This window comes from Candidatus Alistipes pullistercoris (genome assembly GCF_027665465.1).
In the GTDB taxonomy this organism is placed as follows: domain Bacteria; phylum Bacteroidota; class Bacteroidia; order Bacteroidales; family Rikenellaceae; genus Alistipes_A; species Alistipes_A hominis.
In genome coordinates this window covers 99384-116920 of the sequence record NZ_JAQDED010000009.1, presented here as the reverse complement: position 1 = coordinate 116920, position 17537 = coordinate 99384, and the positions used below count along the sequence as shown (strand labels likewise).

Annotated in this window: 14 protein-coding genes and 1 rRNA gene; 12 read left to right on the top strand and 3 right to left on the bottom strand. The window is 49.7% G+C overall.

The annotated features are described in order from the left end of the window. Positions 1-227 (bottom strand): hypothetical protein (locus PGR91_RS11650; protein ID WP_220452168.1); only part of this gene is annotated, 227 nt, incomplete at its 3' end. Positions 228-424: 197 nt separating this feature from the next. Between PGR91_RS11650 and PGR91_RS11645 the strand changes: the two genes are divergently transcribed. From PGR91_RS11645 to PGR91_RS11600, 10 genes are all read left to right on the top strand, one after another. Beyond that, complete coding sequence (locus PGR91_RS11645) at positions 425-646, top strand: hypothetical protein (protein ID WP_118458591.1); 222 nt, start codon at positions 425-427, stop codon at positions 644-646. A gap of 181 nt (positions 647-827) precedes the next feature. After that, positions 828-2003, top strand: coding sequence for a 6-bladed beta-propeller (locus PGR91_RS11640; protein WP_118657142.1), 1176 nt, complete (start codon positions 828-830; stop codon positions 2001-2003). A gap of 99 nt (positions 2004-2102) precedes the next feature. Further along, positions 2103-2213, top strand: a 5S ribosomal RNA gene (gene rrf, locus PGR91_RS11635). Between the two features lie 273 nt (positions 2214-2486). Then, positions 2487-2807 (top strand): hypothetical protein, encoded by a 321-nt coding sequence (locus tag PGR91_RS11630; RefSeq protein WP_118657143.1) that lies wholly within the window; start codon positions 2487-2489, stop codon positions 2805-2807. A gap of 94 nt (positions 2808-2901) precedes the next feature. Next, positions 2902-4011, top strand: coding sequence for a 6-bladed beta-propeller (locus PGR91_RS11625; RefSeq protein WP_180951578.1), 1110 nt, complete (start codon positions 2902-2904; stop codon positions 4009-4011). 1 nt (position 4012) lies between these two features. Beyond that, positions 4013-4531 (top strand): hypothetical protein, encoded by a 519-nt coding sequence (locus tag PGR91_RS11620; RefSeq protein ID WP_118458585.1) that lies wholly within the window; start codon positions 4013-4015, stop codon positions 4529-4531. Positions 4532-4932: 401 nt separating this feature from the next. Then, positions 4933-5211, top strand: coding sequence for a hypothetical protein (locus PGR91_RS11615; protein WP_125147129.1), 279 nt, complete (start codon positions 4933-4935; stop codon positions 5209-5211). Between the two features lie 70 nt (positions 5212-5281). Beyond that, positions 5282-6406, top strand: a complete 1125-nt coding sequence (locus PGR91_RS11610; RefSeq protein ID WP_101573701.1) for a 6-bladed beta-propeller — start codon at positions 5282-5284, stop codon at positions 6404-6406. A 312-nt stretch (positions 6407-6718) separates the two neighbouring features. Continuing rightward, on the top strand, positions 6719-7879 hold the full coding sequence (locus PGR91_RS11605) for a 6-bladed beta-propeller (protein ID WP_118657144.1): 1161 nt from the start codon (positions 6719-6721) through the stop codon (positions 7877-7879). Between the two features lie 745 nt (positions 7880-8624). Then, positions 8625-9758 (top strand): 6-bladed beta-propeller, encoded by a 1134-nt coding sequence (locus tag PGR91_RS11600; protein WP_101573705.1) that lies wholly within the window; start codon positions 8625-8627, stop codon positions 9756-9758. A gap of 426 nt (positions 9759-10184) precedes the next feature. Here PGR91_RS11600 and PGR91_RS11595 read toward each other — a convergent pair whose 3' ends face one another. Both PGR91_RS11595 and PGR91_RS11590 read right to left on the bottom strand, forming a co-directional pair. Then, positions 10185-12812 (bottom strand): valine--tRNA ligase, encoded by a 2628-nt coding sequence (locus PGR91_RS11595; RefSeq protein WP_055203241.1) that lies wholly within the window; start codon positions 12810-12812, stop codon positions 10185-10187. 55 nt (positions 12813-12867) lie between these two features. Next, a complete protein-coding gene (locus PGR91_RS11590; RefSeq protein WP_182424268.1) occupies positions 12868-13638 on the bottom strand; it encodes a cellulase in 771 nt (256 codons plus the stop codon). A gap of 196 nt (positions 13639-13834) precedes the next feature. On the opposite strand from PGR91_RS11590, the gene lon reads away from it, so the two are divergent. Both lon and mnmA read left to right on the top strand, forming a co-directional pair. Then, positions 13835-16258, top strand: a complete 2424-nt coding sequence (lon, locus tag PGR91_RS11585; RefSeq protein ID WP_118657145.1) for an endopeptidase La — start codon at positions 13835-13837, stop codon at positions 16256-16258. Continuing rightward, the gene (gene mnmA, locus PGR91_RS11580) at positions 16258-17430 is read left to right on the top strand and encodes a tRNA 2-thiouridine(34) synthase MnmA (RefSeq protein ID WP_153498204.1); all 1173 of its coding nucleotides are present in this window, start codon (positions 16258-16260) and stop codon (positions 17428-17430) included. The genes lon and mnmA overlap by 1 nt, the downstream gene beginning before the upstream one ends. Positions 17431-17537 lie beyond the last annotated feature (107 nt).

Genomic DNA, 17537 nt, shown 5'->3' with positions numbered 1-17537 from the left:
GTGGGAGAGTAGGTAGCCGCCTCCTTAGAGTCCTCCGAGCATTCGGGGGACTCTTTTTTGTGCGGATATTGATAGGGGTAGTATCGGTCGTGGTGCGAGGGAACGAGCTTCGCTTCCGAACAGAAGGTGATTGCTTTTTGGTATCTTTTTGGTTCTTTTTTTGTTTTTTTTGTTTTTTTTGTAAATATGCGTTTGGATATTGCTATTATCTTTATTATTATCGTCATATATATATCTTTATTATCTTATTAAATGTTCATGTATGAGTAAAGTTTCTTCATTATATACGGTAAGGGTAATTTGTGGATTTGCAGTCGTTTCGTTTAATCTTTCGACTAATGGAGAGTAGCTCTTTGATATGAAATGGATTGAAACGATGATCTTATATGATTTCATTATTTATTAATTTATTAGAATAATAGTTATGAAAAAGATGATTTTGTGTTCATTTGCCGTTGCGTCAGTTATTGGCACTTACCTGCTAAATGAAAGTACCACTTATGAAAGTCCGTGTCTATTAGCTAATGTAGAAGCATTGGCGCGAGACGAAGGTAACTCAGATCTTTACATAAGATCTTCGAATGGTTGTTATTATGAATTTTCAGGGCCGAAAAATTCAGAAATTACGGTTTCTGTCGAAGGGTAACGCTTACTTTAAAAACGGATAGAACGGGTAAGGCGTATTATTATTCGGCGAGTGGAGAGGTGCATTGTGCTGCAGGGGGGAATGAGTTATGTACTCCGCAGAATTGCAGTGCGGGTCCATCCAAATAAGGCCGTAAAGCTGATATCATTTAACGTTTGGGGCTATTTTAGAATTGGAATTCATGAATAAAGTATTGTCTGTGAGTGTTGCATCCTTGGTTTCGTGCTTATTTTTATTTTCGTGTCAGATGCAATGTAATACATGTGAATTTCAGTCTATTACGATAGATCTGGACGAGCATACGGTTGAGTTGCAACGATTGTCTCTTATCAAAGATATCCGGATTGTAAGGCTGGAAACAAACGATAGCGTATTGGTCGGACGAATCGATAAAGTTCTGATTCATGACGGCAAGATATATATCGGTGATTTTTATGCCAGTCAATCTCTATTTATTTTTGACATGCAAGGCAAAGCAATCCGTAAAATCAGTCGGAAAGGTCGAGGGCCAGGAGAATACATTCAGCTACGTGATTTTTTTATCGACGACCAATCCGGTACGTTGAATTTGCTGACAAGGAATTCGTCGGAAATACTTTCGTTCGATCTGGACGGAACTTCCCTAATTTCTCAAACCGAATTGCCGAAAGAATTAGTTGCTATATGCCCTATGCGCGACGGTGTTGTTGGATATGCGGGGGGATATGCGCAAGATGGTTCTTATGAACTCTGGATATTGGATGAAAACTATAAAGTTGTGAGAGGGGATATTCCGATAGAAAAGGGATGGGAAAGCATGTATTATAACGATGCATATGCTTTTTCATCGTACGACGGTGTCGGTTATTTTCTTGCTCCGCGTGAGAATCTTATTTACAGTTGTTCAGAAAAGGGCGCGACTCCTTTGTTCCGATTGGATTTTGGAAAATACGGTTGGCCGGAACAAGTGAACCGTTTTGAGAAGTTACAACATCTGGACCCGAATGAAGCGAACGGATTTGTTCAGAAGATTAACTGTTTCCAGCAGACCGAACGTTATTGGGTATTCTATTTCGTATTTGAAGGGCAACCTCGTTTGCTGGTATATGACAAACAAACGCGAGCGAGTCGGCTCTGCGAACCGGTCGTCAATGAGACAAAGTATTTTCTTCCTTTCGGTCGAATACGCGCAATTTCGCAGCAGGCTATCATTACAGAAATAAGTGCATTGAATATGAAACCGTTCGTGGATGGGAGAGATGAATATAACGATTTTGAAAAGGATTATCCCGAACAAACCGCACGATTGCGCCAAATCATCCCGTCTATCGAGGTCGACGATAATCCTTGTCTAATTATTTATCAATTAAATCCATAAAGTTCGGTTCTTTAGACAAGGGAACCGGATTGAACAGAAGGAATTTTTACTAAAGGTATCGCTGAGTCTGTATGATGTTGTAGGTATAACAATAAAGATTTTGGTGATTATAGCAGCGAAGTTCCCCCTTCCTATTTCGAACTGGGAAGTTAAGCCCGTTTACGCCGATGGTACTGCAGTAACATGTGGGAGAGTAGGTCGCCGCCTCTTAGAGTCGTCCTTCGAGTAATCGGGGGACTCTTTTTTGTGCGGGAGCGTAACGCAGGGGAGGATGAGGGGGGGGAAGAAACGGAGCGCTCCGCGCCTGTTCCGGACGGAACATGAAGAGAAAGCCCGCCTGACGATTCGAAGCCGGGATTGGTAGTTAATTGATTCCTTTTTGGTGAGGTTGCTTGTCCGTTACCGGGTTTGTTATTATTATTGCAATGATGTTATGTGTTATTTATTACCAATTATTTATTAAACTATCAAAACGTTATTGTTATGAAAAAAGCATTTATCTTTTGGGGAATCGCGGGCATTTTTACATTATTGGCTACGGGCGTCTATCTGAAAAACAGCGGACTTCGTGGTTACGGTGATTTTTTATTGGCCAATGTCGAAGCGCTGACGCAAGATGAAAAACCGGAGCCGCCCAAAATGGGTTATAGAATAGTTTCTTATATTCTGGAGCCTCCTTGTTATGTAGCATTCCCTGGACTTAGTCCGACCGATCCGCCCCAACTCGTTAAGGGAAAGACTCCGGTGTGTATGTATGTCGAGGGGGGAGAACTTGCCGGATGTCCGGATTGTATGATCGGTTGATCGATTTCATAGCTTGTAGTCGATGAAAATCGCGAAAGTTTTGTGTTTGGTTATTGCGGTTTTTGCAGGAGTCGTTTCCTGCAAAAATCGCAATATGTATCGCCGGGCTTCGTCCGATTCGCTTACTCGGTTGTGGATCGAACCGAAAAAAGACGGAGTTTCCGGAGCCGAATTATTCGATTCGCTCCGTTTCGTTCAATTGGAGACCACCCCGGAATCGATGTTCGATTATGTGCGCTGCCTGAAATTGCTGAACGGCAAATTCTATTTACTCGACCGGATGGGAACGAAGTTGCTCTGTTTCGATCGAGACGGGAAATTTCTGAAAAAGTTCGAAGCGCGGGGGAACGGGCCCGACGAGTATTTCATGTTGTGTTTTCTCGCGGCCGATCCGGTCAGCAAGAAAATATTGGTCGCAGACGACGTCGTTCGCAAGATTTTTATTTTCGACGAATTTCTGAATCTCGAACATGTGGTTAAAGTCGATTTTACGCCGAAACAGGTGATCGCTTTCCGCGACGATATGATCCTGAGGTATGAAAACGACAACAAGGAACAGTATCAGGATTCGCTGCTGCGGGATTACGATTTGCACTGGATCGACCTGAAAGGAGACGTCGTCCAGGGCATGATAAGGAACCGGACGCCAAAATACGGTTTGTCGTTCCTGTCGGCCAGCGGTTATTTGGACAACGGGGATATTCTATACTATCCTACCTTGGGGGATACGGTTTACCGTGTCGCCGTGTCGGAACGTACCGTATCCCCGGCTTATATTATAGAGAGTGGGGACGAGGACGTGAAATTGCTGAACGACGAGCAGCGCCGGGAAATGGATCCCAATGCGGAATTGCCCGAATATGAGAAGCGAAACTATTTTTTTCCGGTGGAGTTTTTCAATGTCGGATCGCATATCTTGTTACGTTCCGGGATGGACGATATGTACCTTTATTCGAAAAATTCCGGAAATGCGATCCGGTACGATAAAACGCTTGAAAATATGAGCGGGGATCGTACTTTCGACTATTTGACCAGCATTATCTATGCGTGCGACGGGGATTGGTGTTACGGTCCGCATCATGCGATAACGCTGCAATATATGGCGAAAGATTACGGATTTTCGGGCAAATACAAGGCGATGATAGACAGTATGGAGACGGACGCCAATCTTTTTTTGGCATGTTTTAAGGTAAAGGATTTCTAGGATGTTGGCAAGATACTTTTTGCTGATCGTAGGGATGGGGCTGAGTATGGGAACCGGCTGCGATTCACGGAAAGGAGCCGAGTACCGGAAACTGGAATCGTTTATGGAGCAACGCATCGACTTGAGCCGGCTGTATGCGCCCGAAGATCTGGCGAAAAGTACCGTACGGATGCCCGGCCCCAAGATTGTCCACTACCTCGATTCTTCGGGTTGCGTCGGTTGTAAGTTGCAGAGCCTGCGGATGTGGAATGTGGTGCGAGGGCGTATGCGCGTTCCGGTCGTTCTGGTCGTTCACGTCCCGGATATGCAGGCGATCCATGCCCAGATGAAAATGATTCACTTTACGCTGCCTGTGCTCTACGATACGTTGGGATCTTTCGCCGCGACTTATCATATCGACCGGGAGGCTTACCATACGTTTTTATTAAACGGTCGTAATCAGCCTCGGGCCGTCGGCAATCCGATAGGGAGCGACAAAATCTGGCGTTTGTACGAATCGGCTATCCGCTCCGACGAGTGACTTCTTTCGTATGTAAGTGAAAACAACCGGCTTGCTGTCGCAGGACAGCAGGCCGGTTGTTTTGTGTGTATGTCCCGACTGCGCGATACGTTCCCGCAATGCTTTGGTTTTGGTTTCCTCGTCGTGCCGTTCGGCGTGTTCGGTTTCGATCACTTTGGCCGGGGCGAAACGTCCGTGAGTTTATTGTCCCCCGCAGCCAGGCTTTTCGGAAGGCTTTTTTGTATAGGAATTGATGAACCGGAGCGTTTACGATAAGCAATCACTTGCAGCCCGTAACGATAATAGTTCCTAATAAGTTCTTTTTTAGTGATAACGGTTTGTTGATAATGGTAATTATCGTTAATATTGTAATAAAGATTGTGTTCAATCTTGCCATTTATTGATTATTAAAATCAATTATCATGAAAGAAGTAATTCTATGTTCGTTTGCGGTCGTATTGGCTGCCGGTGCTTATTTACTAACAGCGGACAAAACCAGTGAGGGGGCACTTCTTTTATCAAATGTCGAGGCGTTAACGCGTGATGAAGGCGGACAGTATGAGTATCCGGACGGATATATGTATAGTTCCATTTGTGGCGTGCAAATCTCCAAAGGTAAAAAATGTAAGGTGGAGATTATAACCTGTCAGGGAGGAGGAAGTGGATGTAATTCAAAACGTTGCCCGACACACAAAAGTTAATTGAATTATTTGATAATGAACAGAACCAGAATCGAGATTTGGTTCTGTTCTTATATTTTATTTTAACGAAATGAAAAAGGCAAATAGTATTCTCTGGTTCAGCGTATTTGTTTTTATTGCTTGTTGCTCTAAAGTAAAAAATGAGGAAAACGTTAGGATAGACCGGACTATTATGTTTGATCGGTTTCCGGATTCTCTTATTGCTACGTCTGTTCGTTCAGTCGATTATATTTTGTTAGAAGATGTGAAAGAGTCTGCTTTCTCGGAAATTAATAAGCTCGTGATGAAAAACGGGAATATTTATATCGGGGATTTTCGGAATCATAAGATCGTTGTTTTCGATTTAGCCGGGAATTTTAAGTTCGCAATTGATCGTAAGGGAAGAGGGCCGCAGGAATATCTTGAAATTAAAAACTTTGCGGTCGACGATCATTCTATTTATGTCATAGACAATTATCGACATATACTTTATGTTTATGATTCCCGATCGGGGAAATATTTAAATAAGAAGAAATTACCCGTGGTAGTCTGGGATGTCGAGTGTTTTGATAACGGTGATTTTCTTTTTGCATTCGCACCATTACCCGGAGGCAGCCTGTCGGGTAAGCAATCACCGCACAGGCTTTTTGTTATGGATTCCAATTGCCGCATAAAACGCAGGTTGTTTACTTATTCCGAGGAAGATCCAATCGGCAAGCAAACCTATTTTTCGACAACGGAAGATCGCATTGTTTTTCATTCGTGCGGTTCCGATGTTTTCACTGTCTTTTCAAAAAATAATGCAGACACCATGTTCAATATTGCAGTCGATTTCGGGCCGAATAAAATTCCCCGGGATAGTCGTGGTGATATACACGCAATTAATGAGAATGGTTATCATTATCTTTATGGCACTCCTGTGATGTGTAGGGATTATATTGCATTGGAAGTCAGTATTGGTGATTTTTTAGATTGTTTTCTTTATGATGGAAAAAACGGAGGGATTACTGTGAATTCGGCGGAGAGCAGTTTTAAATGCTTATGGTTTCCGTTATGTAGTTATAATGATAAATATGTTTGTTTTCTTGCAGGAGACGATAGTTACAAAAGTTTGGTAGCGGATGGTTTTGAACGTGCGGAACCGGTCGTGGAAGAGCATCTTGTTAACGGCGGCGGAGTATTGGTTTTATACACGATGGGGACGATTCATAATTAATTTGTCGGTAATGACAATTATCGTTAATATTGTAGTGAAATCCGATTAATTTTGATATTTGTTCATGGTTAGGGACGGTTGCCGGAGAAAGTCAGTTCCGTATTCGTTGCGGTCGTATGGGGGTGTCGCCGCTAATGGTTGATTTGGGACAAGGCGAAAGGCGTTTTTTCAGGGTCATACGGCGGCCGTGATCGTTTTGTGGGATGGCGTTCGTAAAATAAGCTTATGGACACGCCCTGTAACGGAGTGGAAACGATTTCTTGCGTGAATGCGTAGGGGGTGGTTGATATATGAACGAATCCGAACGACGGAATGAAGACAAGGTTATTTTTGATAGTTGCATGTTTGTCATGTGTTATAGGGTGTCATGCCAAGGGAGGGGAGGATGGCGCTTCGGTTTCCTTCGTGCATGCGGATGTCCGGAATTTGTTTTCCGGTGAGGATCATTGCGTGCCCGATTCGTTGATTTTTTCGAAGAGTCGCGTGATTTTTTTCGAGACGACCGAGGGAGCTCTTTTAGGGGATATCAGTAAGGTATTCGTTTTCGAAGACCGGATCGCCGTTTATGATGATCGGAGTTGGAAAATATGCGTATTCGATACGGTAGGCCGGTTTTTGTTTTCGATCGACCGGAAAGGACGCGGTCCGGGCGAATACATAAAGATCCGGGATTGTTGTTTCGATTACGACAGGCGGCAATTCGTCGTTTATTCGGATGTGCCTTCCAAATTTATGCGGTTCGATTATAACGGCAAATTTATCGGCGAGGTACTGACAGACGAATTGTTTTTTCAGTTTGCCATTGCGAAGGATCGCTTGATCTGCATGGATATGCGGGCGCAAAACGGAGATGATTTTCTCGTTGAGTTGCCCAATGACGATCGGTCGTTGCGTCAAAAGAAGGTGCTGGATCTGCCGTTGATCGATCTCGGGCCGTTTTATCCGCCGGGAGCGTTGATACAGACCAGTACGAAACCCTATTTCGCACGGCGTTTTGCCAATACGATTTATCAATATGACGAAGGCGCCGTCGTTCCCCGTTACCGGATCGATTTCGGCAAATACAATCTGCCTGAATCTTTGCAAAAAGGCGATCGGCTGTCCGATCAGGAGTACTTGCAGCGGGGGTGGGATCGTGATTATGTCACCGGGTTGGCGAATATCAAAGAGAGTTCCGGGAAGCTGTATTTTTCGGTCAATAACCGGGGCTTTTGCGTGCTCGATACGCGGACGAACGAGGTGAAGGCTTTCCCGATGATCCTGGATACTCAAACTCAAATTCCGTGCAACGGAATGCTGCCGACGCAGGATATCGGAAATAAATATATTGCGTTTCTTCCGTCGGTGAATCAGGTGTCGTTGAAAATTTATGTCGAGCATGTCGCTAAGGGAGCGGCTCCTTGGTTTAAGGAAAAAATAGAGAGGATGAAAGAGGACGATAATCCGATCCTGTTCTTGTATGAGGTTCGTTGAATGGTCGATTTTTAACGATAAAAACAGGAAGCCCGTTGTCTCCACACAACGGGCTTCTTGTTTTGTAAATGTTTTTATCCCAGTTGCGCGATGCGCTCCTGCAACGCCTTGATTTTGGCTTCCGCGTCGTGCCGTTCGGCATGTTCGGTTTCGATCATTCTGGCCGGGGCGAAACGTCCGTGGGTTTATCGTCCCCTGGCCGGCCGACTGCCGGCAATCCTGTTTTTCGAAGGACTTTTTTACATAGGAATCGATGATCCCGGAACGTTTACGATAAGCAAATCGCCTGTAGCCTGTAACGATGATAGTTTCTAATAAGTTCTTTTTTAGTGATGACGGTTTGTCGATAATGGTAATTATCGTTAATATTGTAATGAAGATCGCGTTAATTTTGTTATTTATTGATTGTTAATTGTTATGAAAGAGCGATTTGTTCGTTTGCGGTCGCATGGGCTGCCGGCGCTTATTTGTTGGTTTCTGACAATACCGATCGAATTTTATTTCTTTCGGCCAATGTAGAAGCGTTGGCGAGCGGGGAAAGTGAGGACACTCCTTGCGGAGGTACTAAATCTGAAGCTACGGGAAACTGTAAGTCGGAGAATACGGTAAATTGTAAAGACTTGTCTGGTTGCAATTAAAGGGTAACAGCGGGAAAATCTGTTGAATACTAAAAGTCTGCCTTTTTCGGTTTTCTGTAAATTTATGGAAAATCGGATGGGCAGATTTTTGAGAAAGAGAGAATGTTATGTCGAAACTCATCCGTCTGTTTATATGTTTTGATAAACAGCCAATCTTATTAATTGGCATATTGTTGTTCCTCGTGGGATGCGATTCTCGGAAGAAGGTAGACTATGATGTACCCGTGTCTATTATAGATTACGAATCGTTAACAAGCCGAAATTTTGAACAGATTCCGGAGGATATTGTGTCTAAAATGGAGTTTGTTGCATTCGATACCGTTTCCGATGCTCTTTTCGGGCGGGTTGATAAAGTGAAATTTGTCGATAGTTCATTATTCATATTGGATCAACGATTGAATGCGATTCTGGAATTCGATCGATCCGGGAAATTTATTAGAAAATTCCAAAGAAAAGGCAGGGCCCTTTACGAATATTTACAAATAACCGATTTTGATATAGACAGGGAGTCCGGAGTATTGTATGTATTGGATTCACATACCGATAAGGTTAATTTGTACGATTCTGATTTTAATTTCATAGCGAGTCATACGTTGGATTTTGAGGCGGATATTCTCAAATCGGTAGGGGGAAAAATAATATTCGGATTAGCGTCCTGGAATAGCGGACGTGCGAAAGGATATAAGATCGGGCAGACGGATTCACAATGTAAAATGGAGAATCAGGTATTGTATTATGATGAATATATCGATCCCGCCTATGTGTTTTCATCTTATCGTTTTACGGATTGCGAACAGAATGTTGTTTATAATCAGCCTATTGATAATAATGCGTATGTGTTGAGTCGAGATTTGAATCTCAGACAGATAATTCGTTTCGATTTTGGAGCGTGCAATGTTCCCGATGAAAATAAAAAGGACGTAGAGTCTAAATTGGATAAATTCGAAAATTATTGTTTTATCAAGGATTATGTTGCTGTAAAAGGAGATTTAATCATCGGAAAGTTGAGAGATCATGGAAAATCGCGGTGTTTCATCGTTGATAGAAAAAATGGAATTAAATATGAGAGTCAACCGGTCGAGTTATTTTCAAACAGTTTGTTTACCGAATACGATGATCCGTTTATCTTTTCCTATTTCATGACCACGAATGTGAATCCGAAAGACGTGTCTTTACCCGATCATATTATTGATCATATTCATGCGGGAGGATGTGCTATCGGTATCCAACAATTGAAATAAAATATGAAAATTACACGGTGAATTATACTTTTGTTGGTAGGTTGCTTTTTAAGTTGTACCGTACCGTGAGAGAAAATATCACAAAGATGCAATCCAGAGAAAAAGGCTTATAAATCCATACATGTCGTATATATCGATGAATCCGGTGTTTTTGGTAGATTGAATACGCATATCCCACAGGATTTTCATTACCATAGTTTTTTACTGGATTCGACAAATCGGGTGACATTGGTTGGGAATCCAACGGCTAATGAAGATGTGCGGAAATTATTATATGAGAAAGTTTTTAATTTACAGTCTGCACGTTGACGTAGTGTAGAAGTCTTTTCGGAGATATTTTCCTGTATGGATGTTTTTTTTAAGATAACTTCATGTTTTAAAACGAGAGCCCGGAATCTTTCCGGGCTCTTTTCGTCTTGTGAAATTTTATTGTAACTGATCGATACGTTCCTTTAGCGCCTTGATTTTGGCTTCCGCGTCGTGCCGTTTGGCATGTTCGGTTTCGATCACTTTGGCCGGGGCGTTCTGTACGAAACGTTCGTTCGACAGTTTTTTCAGAACGGAGGCGAGAAATCCTTCCTGGTAGGCGAGGTCGGCCTTCAGCTTCTTGAGTTCTTCTTCCACATCGATGCTGCCGCCCAGCGGGACGAAATATTCGGTCGTTTTGACGATGAACGCGGCTGCGTCGGAACGCTTTTCGGCGATCTCCTCCACGCGGTTCAGGTTCGCCATTTTTTGCAGCAGCGGGTTGTATTCGCGATGATAATTGTCGTCCCCGATGACGTACAGTTCCAGCGCTTCCTTGTTCGGAATGTTGTGCTCCTTGCGGATGTTCCGCACGGACGAGACGGCCTCTTTGAGCTGTTCGATGCGTTCGAGCAGCGCCTGGTCGAACGGCTGCGGCGCGGGCAGCGCGGCGACCGTGATGCTTTCGCCGTCTTTGCGCGGAGCCATGTGCTGCCAGATTTCCTCGGTGATGAACGGCATGAACGGATGCAGCGTCCGGAGCAACCTGTCGAAGAACGCTTTCGTAGCGTCCATCGTCGCCCGGTCGGTCGGTTGCCGGTAGCCCGGTTTCACCATTTCAAGGTACCATCCGGAGAACTCGTCCCAGAACAGGCGGTACAGCTTCATCAACGCTTCCGAAATGCGGTATTCGGTAAAATCCTCTTCGATTTGGCCGAGCGTACGGTTCAGCATCGCGTCGAACCAGGATACGGCGAGCCGGTTGCTGTCGCTCTGCGCCAGCGAGTCGTCCACTTGCCAGCCGTTTACCAGCCGGTAAGCGTTCCATATCTTGTTGCCGAAGTTGCGTCCCTGTTCGCACAGCGCGTCGTCGAACAACAGGTCGTTGCCGGCCGCCGAGCACAGCAGCATCGCCAGCCGTACGCCGTCGGCCCCGTACTGTTCGATCAGGTCGAGCGGATCGGGCGAATTGCCGAGCGATTTGCTCATCTTGCGACGCAGTTTGTCGCGGACGATGCCGGTCAGGTAGACGTTCCTGAACGGCATTTCGCCCCGGTATTCGTATCCGGCGATGATCATCCGGGCGACCCAGAAGAACAGGATGTCGGGCCCGGTGACCAGGTCGTTGGTCGGGTAGTAGTATTTGATCTCCTCGTTTTCGGGGCGGTTGATGCCGTCGAACACCGAGATCGGCCATAGCCATGACGAAAACCACGTGTCGAGCACGTCGGGGTCGCGGCGTAGGTCGGTTGCCGTCAGCGAAGCGTCGCCGGTCTTTTCGCGGGCCAGCTTCAGCGCTTCTTCGGGCGTTTCGGCGACCACGTACCCCCCTTTGGGGAGGAAGTAGGCCGGGATCTGCTGGCCCCACCACAATTGCCGCGAGATGCACCAGTCCTTGACGTTCTCCATCCAGTAGCGGTACGTATTCTTGAATTTGGCCGGAACCAGCCGGATTTCGTCTTCCATGACCGCTTTGAGAGCCGGCTGGGCCAGTTCGGTCATCTTCAGAAACCACTGCATCGACAGCTTCGGCTCGATCGGCACGTTGGTGCGTTCCGAATATCCCACCTTGTTGGTATAGGCTTCGACCTTTTCGAGCAGGCCGGCGTCGGCGAGGTCTTTCTCGATCTGCCGGCGGACTTCGAAACGGTCCATGCCGGCGTAGCGTTCGCCGTGCTCGTTCAGCGTACCGTCGTCGTTGAAAATGTCGATGACTTCGAGGTTGTATTTTTCGCCGAGCATGTAGTCGTTCACGTCGTGGGCCGGGGTCACTTTCAGTGCGCCGGTTCCGAATTCGATGTCGACGTACTCGTCGCGGATCACCGGAATCGAACGGTCGATGAGCGGCACCAGCACGCGCGCATCCTGCGGCAGATCCCGGTAGCGCGGGTCGTTCGGGTTGACGCACAGCGCCGTGTCGCCGAGGATCGTTTCCGGCCGCGTCGTGGCTACGACGACGTAACGCGACGTTCCTTCGATTTTGTAGCGCAGGTAGTACAGCTTCCCCTGCGATTCGCGGTAGATGACCTCTTCGTCGGAAAGGGCGGTCTGCGCGGCGGGGTCCCAGTTGACCATTCGTACGCCGCGGTAGATTTTACCTTTTTTATACAGGTCGACGAATACTTTGATGACGCTTTCGCTCAGCGCCGGGTCCATCGTGAATTTGGTACGCTCCCAGTCGCACGAAGCGCCGAGTTTGCGCAGTTGGTTCAGGATGATGCCGCCGTGTTTCTCTTTCCACTGCCAAGCGTGTTTTAAAAATTCTTCGCGGGTCAGCGAATTTTTATCGATTCCGTCGGCTTTGAGTTTCTGGACGACTTTGGCTTCGGTGGCGATCGACGCGTGGTCGGTTCCCGGAACCCAGCAGGCGTTTTTGCCCTGCATCCGGGCGCGGCGTACCAGCACGTCCTGTATGGTTTCGTTCAGCATGTGCCCCATGTGCAGCACTCCGGTCACGTTCGGCGGCGGGATGACGATCGTGTAGGGTTCCCTTCCGTCGGGCGTCGAGTGGAAAAAATTGTGGCGGATCCAGTAGTCGTACCACTTGGATTCGATCTGCTGCGGGGTGTATTTTGCACCGATTTCCATAAGTATTCCGAATTTTAGCATTAATCTCGCAAAAATAACAATTTTCCGGCAATTATTACAGGTTTGCCTTGGCCCAGGCGATCATCAGTTCGTTGCGGTCGGATTTCATCGCCCGCCGGTAGAGCCTGCGCACCGTATCGAGCCATGCCAGTCGGCGGTCGGAGTCGCTGTCGCCCACTTCGTCGCGGCCGCCGGCGGCTTTGTACTGTTCGCGCGTCGTGCTGCAAATGCGGGCGTAACGGCCCGTGCGGGGTTTCAGGTCGGCATCGGTCAGGGTCAGGTAAAACGCCAACTGTTCGGGGGTGCAGTGCCCGTCTGCCGGGAAGCGGGCGTTGTCGGCCACGTACACCGTCACGCCGTCCTTGAACACGTACGGTTCGTAGCGCCCGGGCCGCTCCATCGCTTCGTAAACGACGCCCCGCACCGGGAACTGCGCCCCCGACTGCCCGCGTATCCACCGCAGCAGCCGGTCGGTATATTCGAAACCGAGGCTTCCTTTGACTTCCAGGCAGGTCGTGGCAATCCACCGCGCCAGCCGCTCCGGCTCCGGATTCAGCAGATATACCCTGCCGGTTTTGGGGGCTCCGGTGCGAATGTCTCGGCCGGTACGGTATTCGTAAAGTCGAACGTTGAAACCCTCCCAGCCGGGCAGCGAGCGGGTTTCGCCGATCAATTTTTCGGCCATGTAGGCGCGGGACAGCAATTGCCTGCACCGTTCGGTCAGCGCGGGCAGACTGTCGCGCACCCACGCTTTCGGCAGCGGCCGGGCCGGACAGCAAGCGATGCCCGAAAATACGAGCAACAGGCTCAGAATGTAGCTTTTCACGATTCGTATCATTTTACGTCGTAAAGATAGCGATTTGCAATAATAGGGGCTGTTTTTTCGTTTCTATTTTGAAAAACTTTAAGATTGGCGGCTGTTTTGACCTGTGTCGAAAAGCGGGCGACGGCGCATTTCGCCGGGAACAGTTTGTTGATTTTAGTTAAAATGCACTATATTTGCAGATTAAACAGAGACGAAGATGAGTAAAAAATATAATAAGAAAGAGGACTTCGCAGGCATATCAGATATGCTCGAAGGCCGTCACCATGTAATCCCGATCATGGCGGGCGAAGATGGTGATATGGGAGAAAACGTAGTGATTCCGGAGGTGTTGCCGATTCTGACGTTGCGCAGTTCGGTGCTTTTCCCGGGGTCGATCACGCCGATTACGGTCGGCCGCGACAAGTCGATGAAACTGGTTCGCGAGGTGGAGAGCGGCGGAAGTATCCTCGGCGCCGTGCTGCAAAAGGAGTCGGAGGTCGAACAACCCGGCCCGGACGATTTGTACCGTGTCGGAACGGCGGCCCGCATCCTGAAAGTGCTCGAAATGCCGAACGGCAATCTGACCGTTATCCTGCACGGACTGGACAAGATCGAAATCCGCGATTTCATCATGACGGAGCCTTATTTCAGGGCTTCGGTCGCTCCGCTGAAGGATTCGATTCCCGAGCCGACGAACATCGAGTTCGAGGCGCTGGTCGATTCGATCAAGGACGTCGCGCTGAATATTATCAATATTTCGCCGCAGATGCCCAAAGAGGCGACTTTTGCGATCAAGAATATCGATAACAAACGCGGGACGATCAACTTCATCTGTTCGAACATGGATCTGCCCGACGCCGACCGCCAGCGTTTGCTGGAGGCTCCGGGCCTGCTGGCGCGTGCGCGCCGGCTGTTGGAGATACTGGTGCGCGAGCAGCAGATCGCCGAGCTGAAAAACGAAATCCAGGGTAAGGTGAAGCAGAACATCGATCAGCAGCAGCGCGAGTATTTCTTGCAGCAGCAGATCCGCACGATCCAGGACGAGCTGGGCGGCGATCCGGCCGACAAGGATCTGGACGACCTGCATGAACGCGCCGCGAAGAAGCGTTGGAAGCCGGATGTGAAGGAGCTGTTTTTCAAAGAGTTGTCCAAACTCGAACGGATGAACCCGGCGGTGGCCGAATATTCGGTGCAACTCAATTACCTGCAACTGATGCTCGACCTGCCGTGGGACACCTATACGAAGGATAACCTCGACCTCGCCCATGCGAAAAAACGGCTCGACAACGACCATTTCGGGCTCGACGAAGTGAAAGACCGGATTCTGGAGCACCTGGCCGTAATCAAGCTCAAAGGCGACCTGAAATCGCCGATCCTGTGTCTGTACGGTCCTCCGGGGGTCGGTAAGACTTCGCTCGGCAAGTCGGTGGCGGCTGCGCTGAAGCGCAAGTTCGGGCGTATCTCGCTCGGCGGCCTGCACGACGAGGCCGAGATCCGCGGGCACCGCAAAACGTATATCGGCGCAATGCCGGGGCGGATCATTCAGACGATCAAGCGCGCCGGCTCGTCGAACCCGGTGATTATCCTCGACGAGATCGACAAAGTGACCGTCAGCAACCACGGCGACCCGTCGTCGGCGCTGCTCGAAGTGCTCGATCCGGAACAGAACACGACGTTCCACGACAACTACCTCGATACGGAGTACGACCTGTCGAAAGTGCTGTTCATCGCAACGGCCAACAACGTAGCGAACATCCCGGCGCCGCTGCGCGACCGGATGGAGATGATCAATATTCCGGGCTATATCCTGGAGGATAAGATACAGATTGCCCGCAAGCACCTGATCCCGAAGCAGCTCGAGGCGCACGGCGTCCCGGCCAAGCAGTTCAGGATGGGGCCGAAGGTGATCGAGAAGGTGATCGGCGAGTATACCCGCGAATCGGGCGTGCGCGCGCTGGACAAGAACATCGCGAAGATCGTCCGCACGCGTGCGAAGAACATCGGTTTCGACGAACAGTTCAAGCCGGAGGTGACGGCTGCCGACGTGGAGAAAATCCTCGGCGTGCCGCGTTTCCAGAGGGAGGAGTATGAGGTCGGCGGCATTGTCGGCGTCGTGACGGGGCTGGCTTGGACGGAGGTCGGCGGCGATATCCTGTATATCGAGTCGATCCTGACGCCGGGCAAGGGCGCCCTGACGATGACGGGCAACCTCGGCGACGTGATGAAAGAGTCGGCCACGATCGCGCTGCAATGGGTCAAGGCCCACAGCCGGGAGCTGGGGATCGATCCGGAGATGTTCAGCAAATACGACGTGCACATCCACGTGCCGGAGGGAGCGATTCCGAAGGACGGGCCGAGCGCCGGTATCACGATGGTGACTTCGCTCGTATCGACCTTCACCGGCCACAAGGTCAAGGAACGCGTCGCGATGACGGGCGAGACGACCCTCCGGGGCCGCGTGATGCCCGTCGGCGGGATCAAGGAGAAAATCCTCGCCGCCAAGCGCGCCGGTATCCACGAGATCATCCTCAGCGAGGATAACCGCAAAGATATTTCGGAGATCAAACCCGAGTACCTCGGCGGCCTGAAGTTCAATTATGTGAAGACCAACAGCGACGTGCTGAAATTGGCGGTGATGTGATGCGGGTAGTGGTGGGCCTCTCCGGAGGCGTCGATTCGAGCGTGGCGGCCTACCTGCTCAAGGAGCAGGGATACGATGTGGTGGGGCTTTTCATGCGCAACTGGAAGGATACGACCGGGACGCTCGAAGGCGATTGCCCGTGGTACGACGACCACATGTTCGCCGAACTGGTGGCCAAGCGGCTCGACATCCCGTTTCATCTGATCGACCTGAGCGATGAATACCGCCGCCGCGTCGTGGACTATATGTTTGCCGAGTACGGCCGGGGACGGACGCCGAACCCGGACGTGCTTTGCAACCGCGAAATCAAGTTCGACGCCTTCCTGAAAGCGGCGCTTGACCTGGGGGCCGATTACGTGGCTACGGGTCACTACTGTCGCCGCGAGGACGTCGAGATCGACGGGCGCACGGTACACCGTCTGCTGGCGGGCAGCGACCCGAACAAAGACCAGAGTTATTTCTTGTGTCAGTTGACCCAGCGGCAGCTTTCGCGCGCGCTGTTTCCGATCGGACACCTGCTGAAGCCGGAGGTTCGGCGGATCGCCGCCGAACAGCACCTGGCTACGGCGGCCCGCAAGGATTCGCAGGGCATCTGTTTCGTCGGCAAGGTCGATCTGCCGGTGTTCCTGCAACAGTGGTTGGAGGCCCGCGAGGGCGATATCGTCGAGGTGCCGGCCTCGTGGGACGGCTACCGTCCGCTGGCCGACGGCGCGACGCTCGATGAGTTGGCTGCGCCGTACGCGTACCGCGAGACGGACGGAACGTGCGTCGGACGGCATCGCGGGGCGCATTTCTTCACGATCGGGCAGCGCAAGGGCCTGAACGTCGGAGGCAAGCCGGAGCCGTTGTTCGTGATTGCGACGGACGTGGAGCGCAACGTGCTGTACGTCGGCCAGGGACAGCGACATCCGGGACTTTACCGGCGCGGGTTGCGCATTCTGCCGGACGAGATGCACTGGGTACGTCCCGACCGGGCGTTGCAGCCGGGCGCGAGCGCGCGGTTCCGGATGCGGATACGCTACCGGCAGCCGTTGCAGGACGGCGTGCTGCATGTGACGCCCGAGGGCGGGTATATCGTGTTCGACGAGCCGCAGCGCGGCGTTACGGCCGGGCAGTTCGCCTCGTGGTACGACGGCGAGGAATTGATCGGATCGGGGGTGATTCATTGTTAAGGCAAGTGCGGCCTGCGGATGCGGGCCGGGTAAAACGGAGCGGGGAGCGTCCCAAAACGCTCCCCGCTCCGTTTTGTTATTCGGCTTTAAGCTCGTCTTTTTCGGCT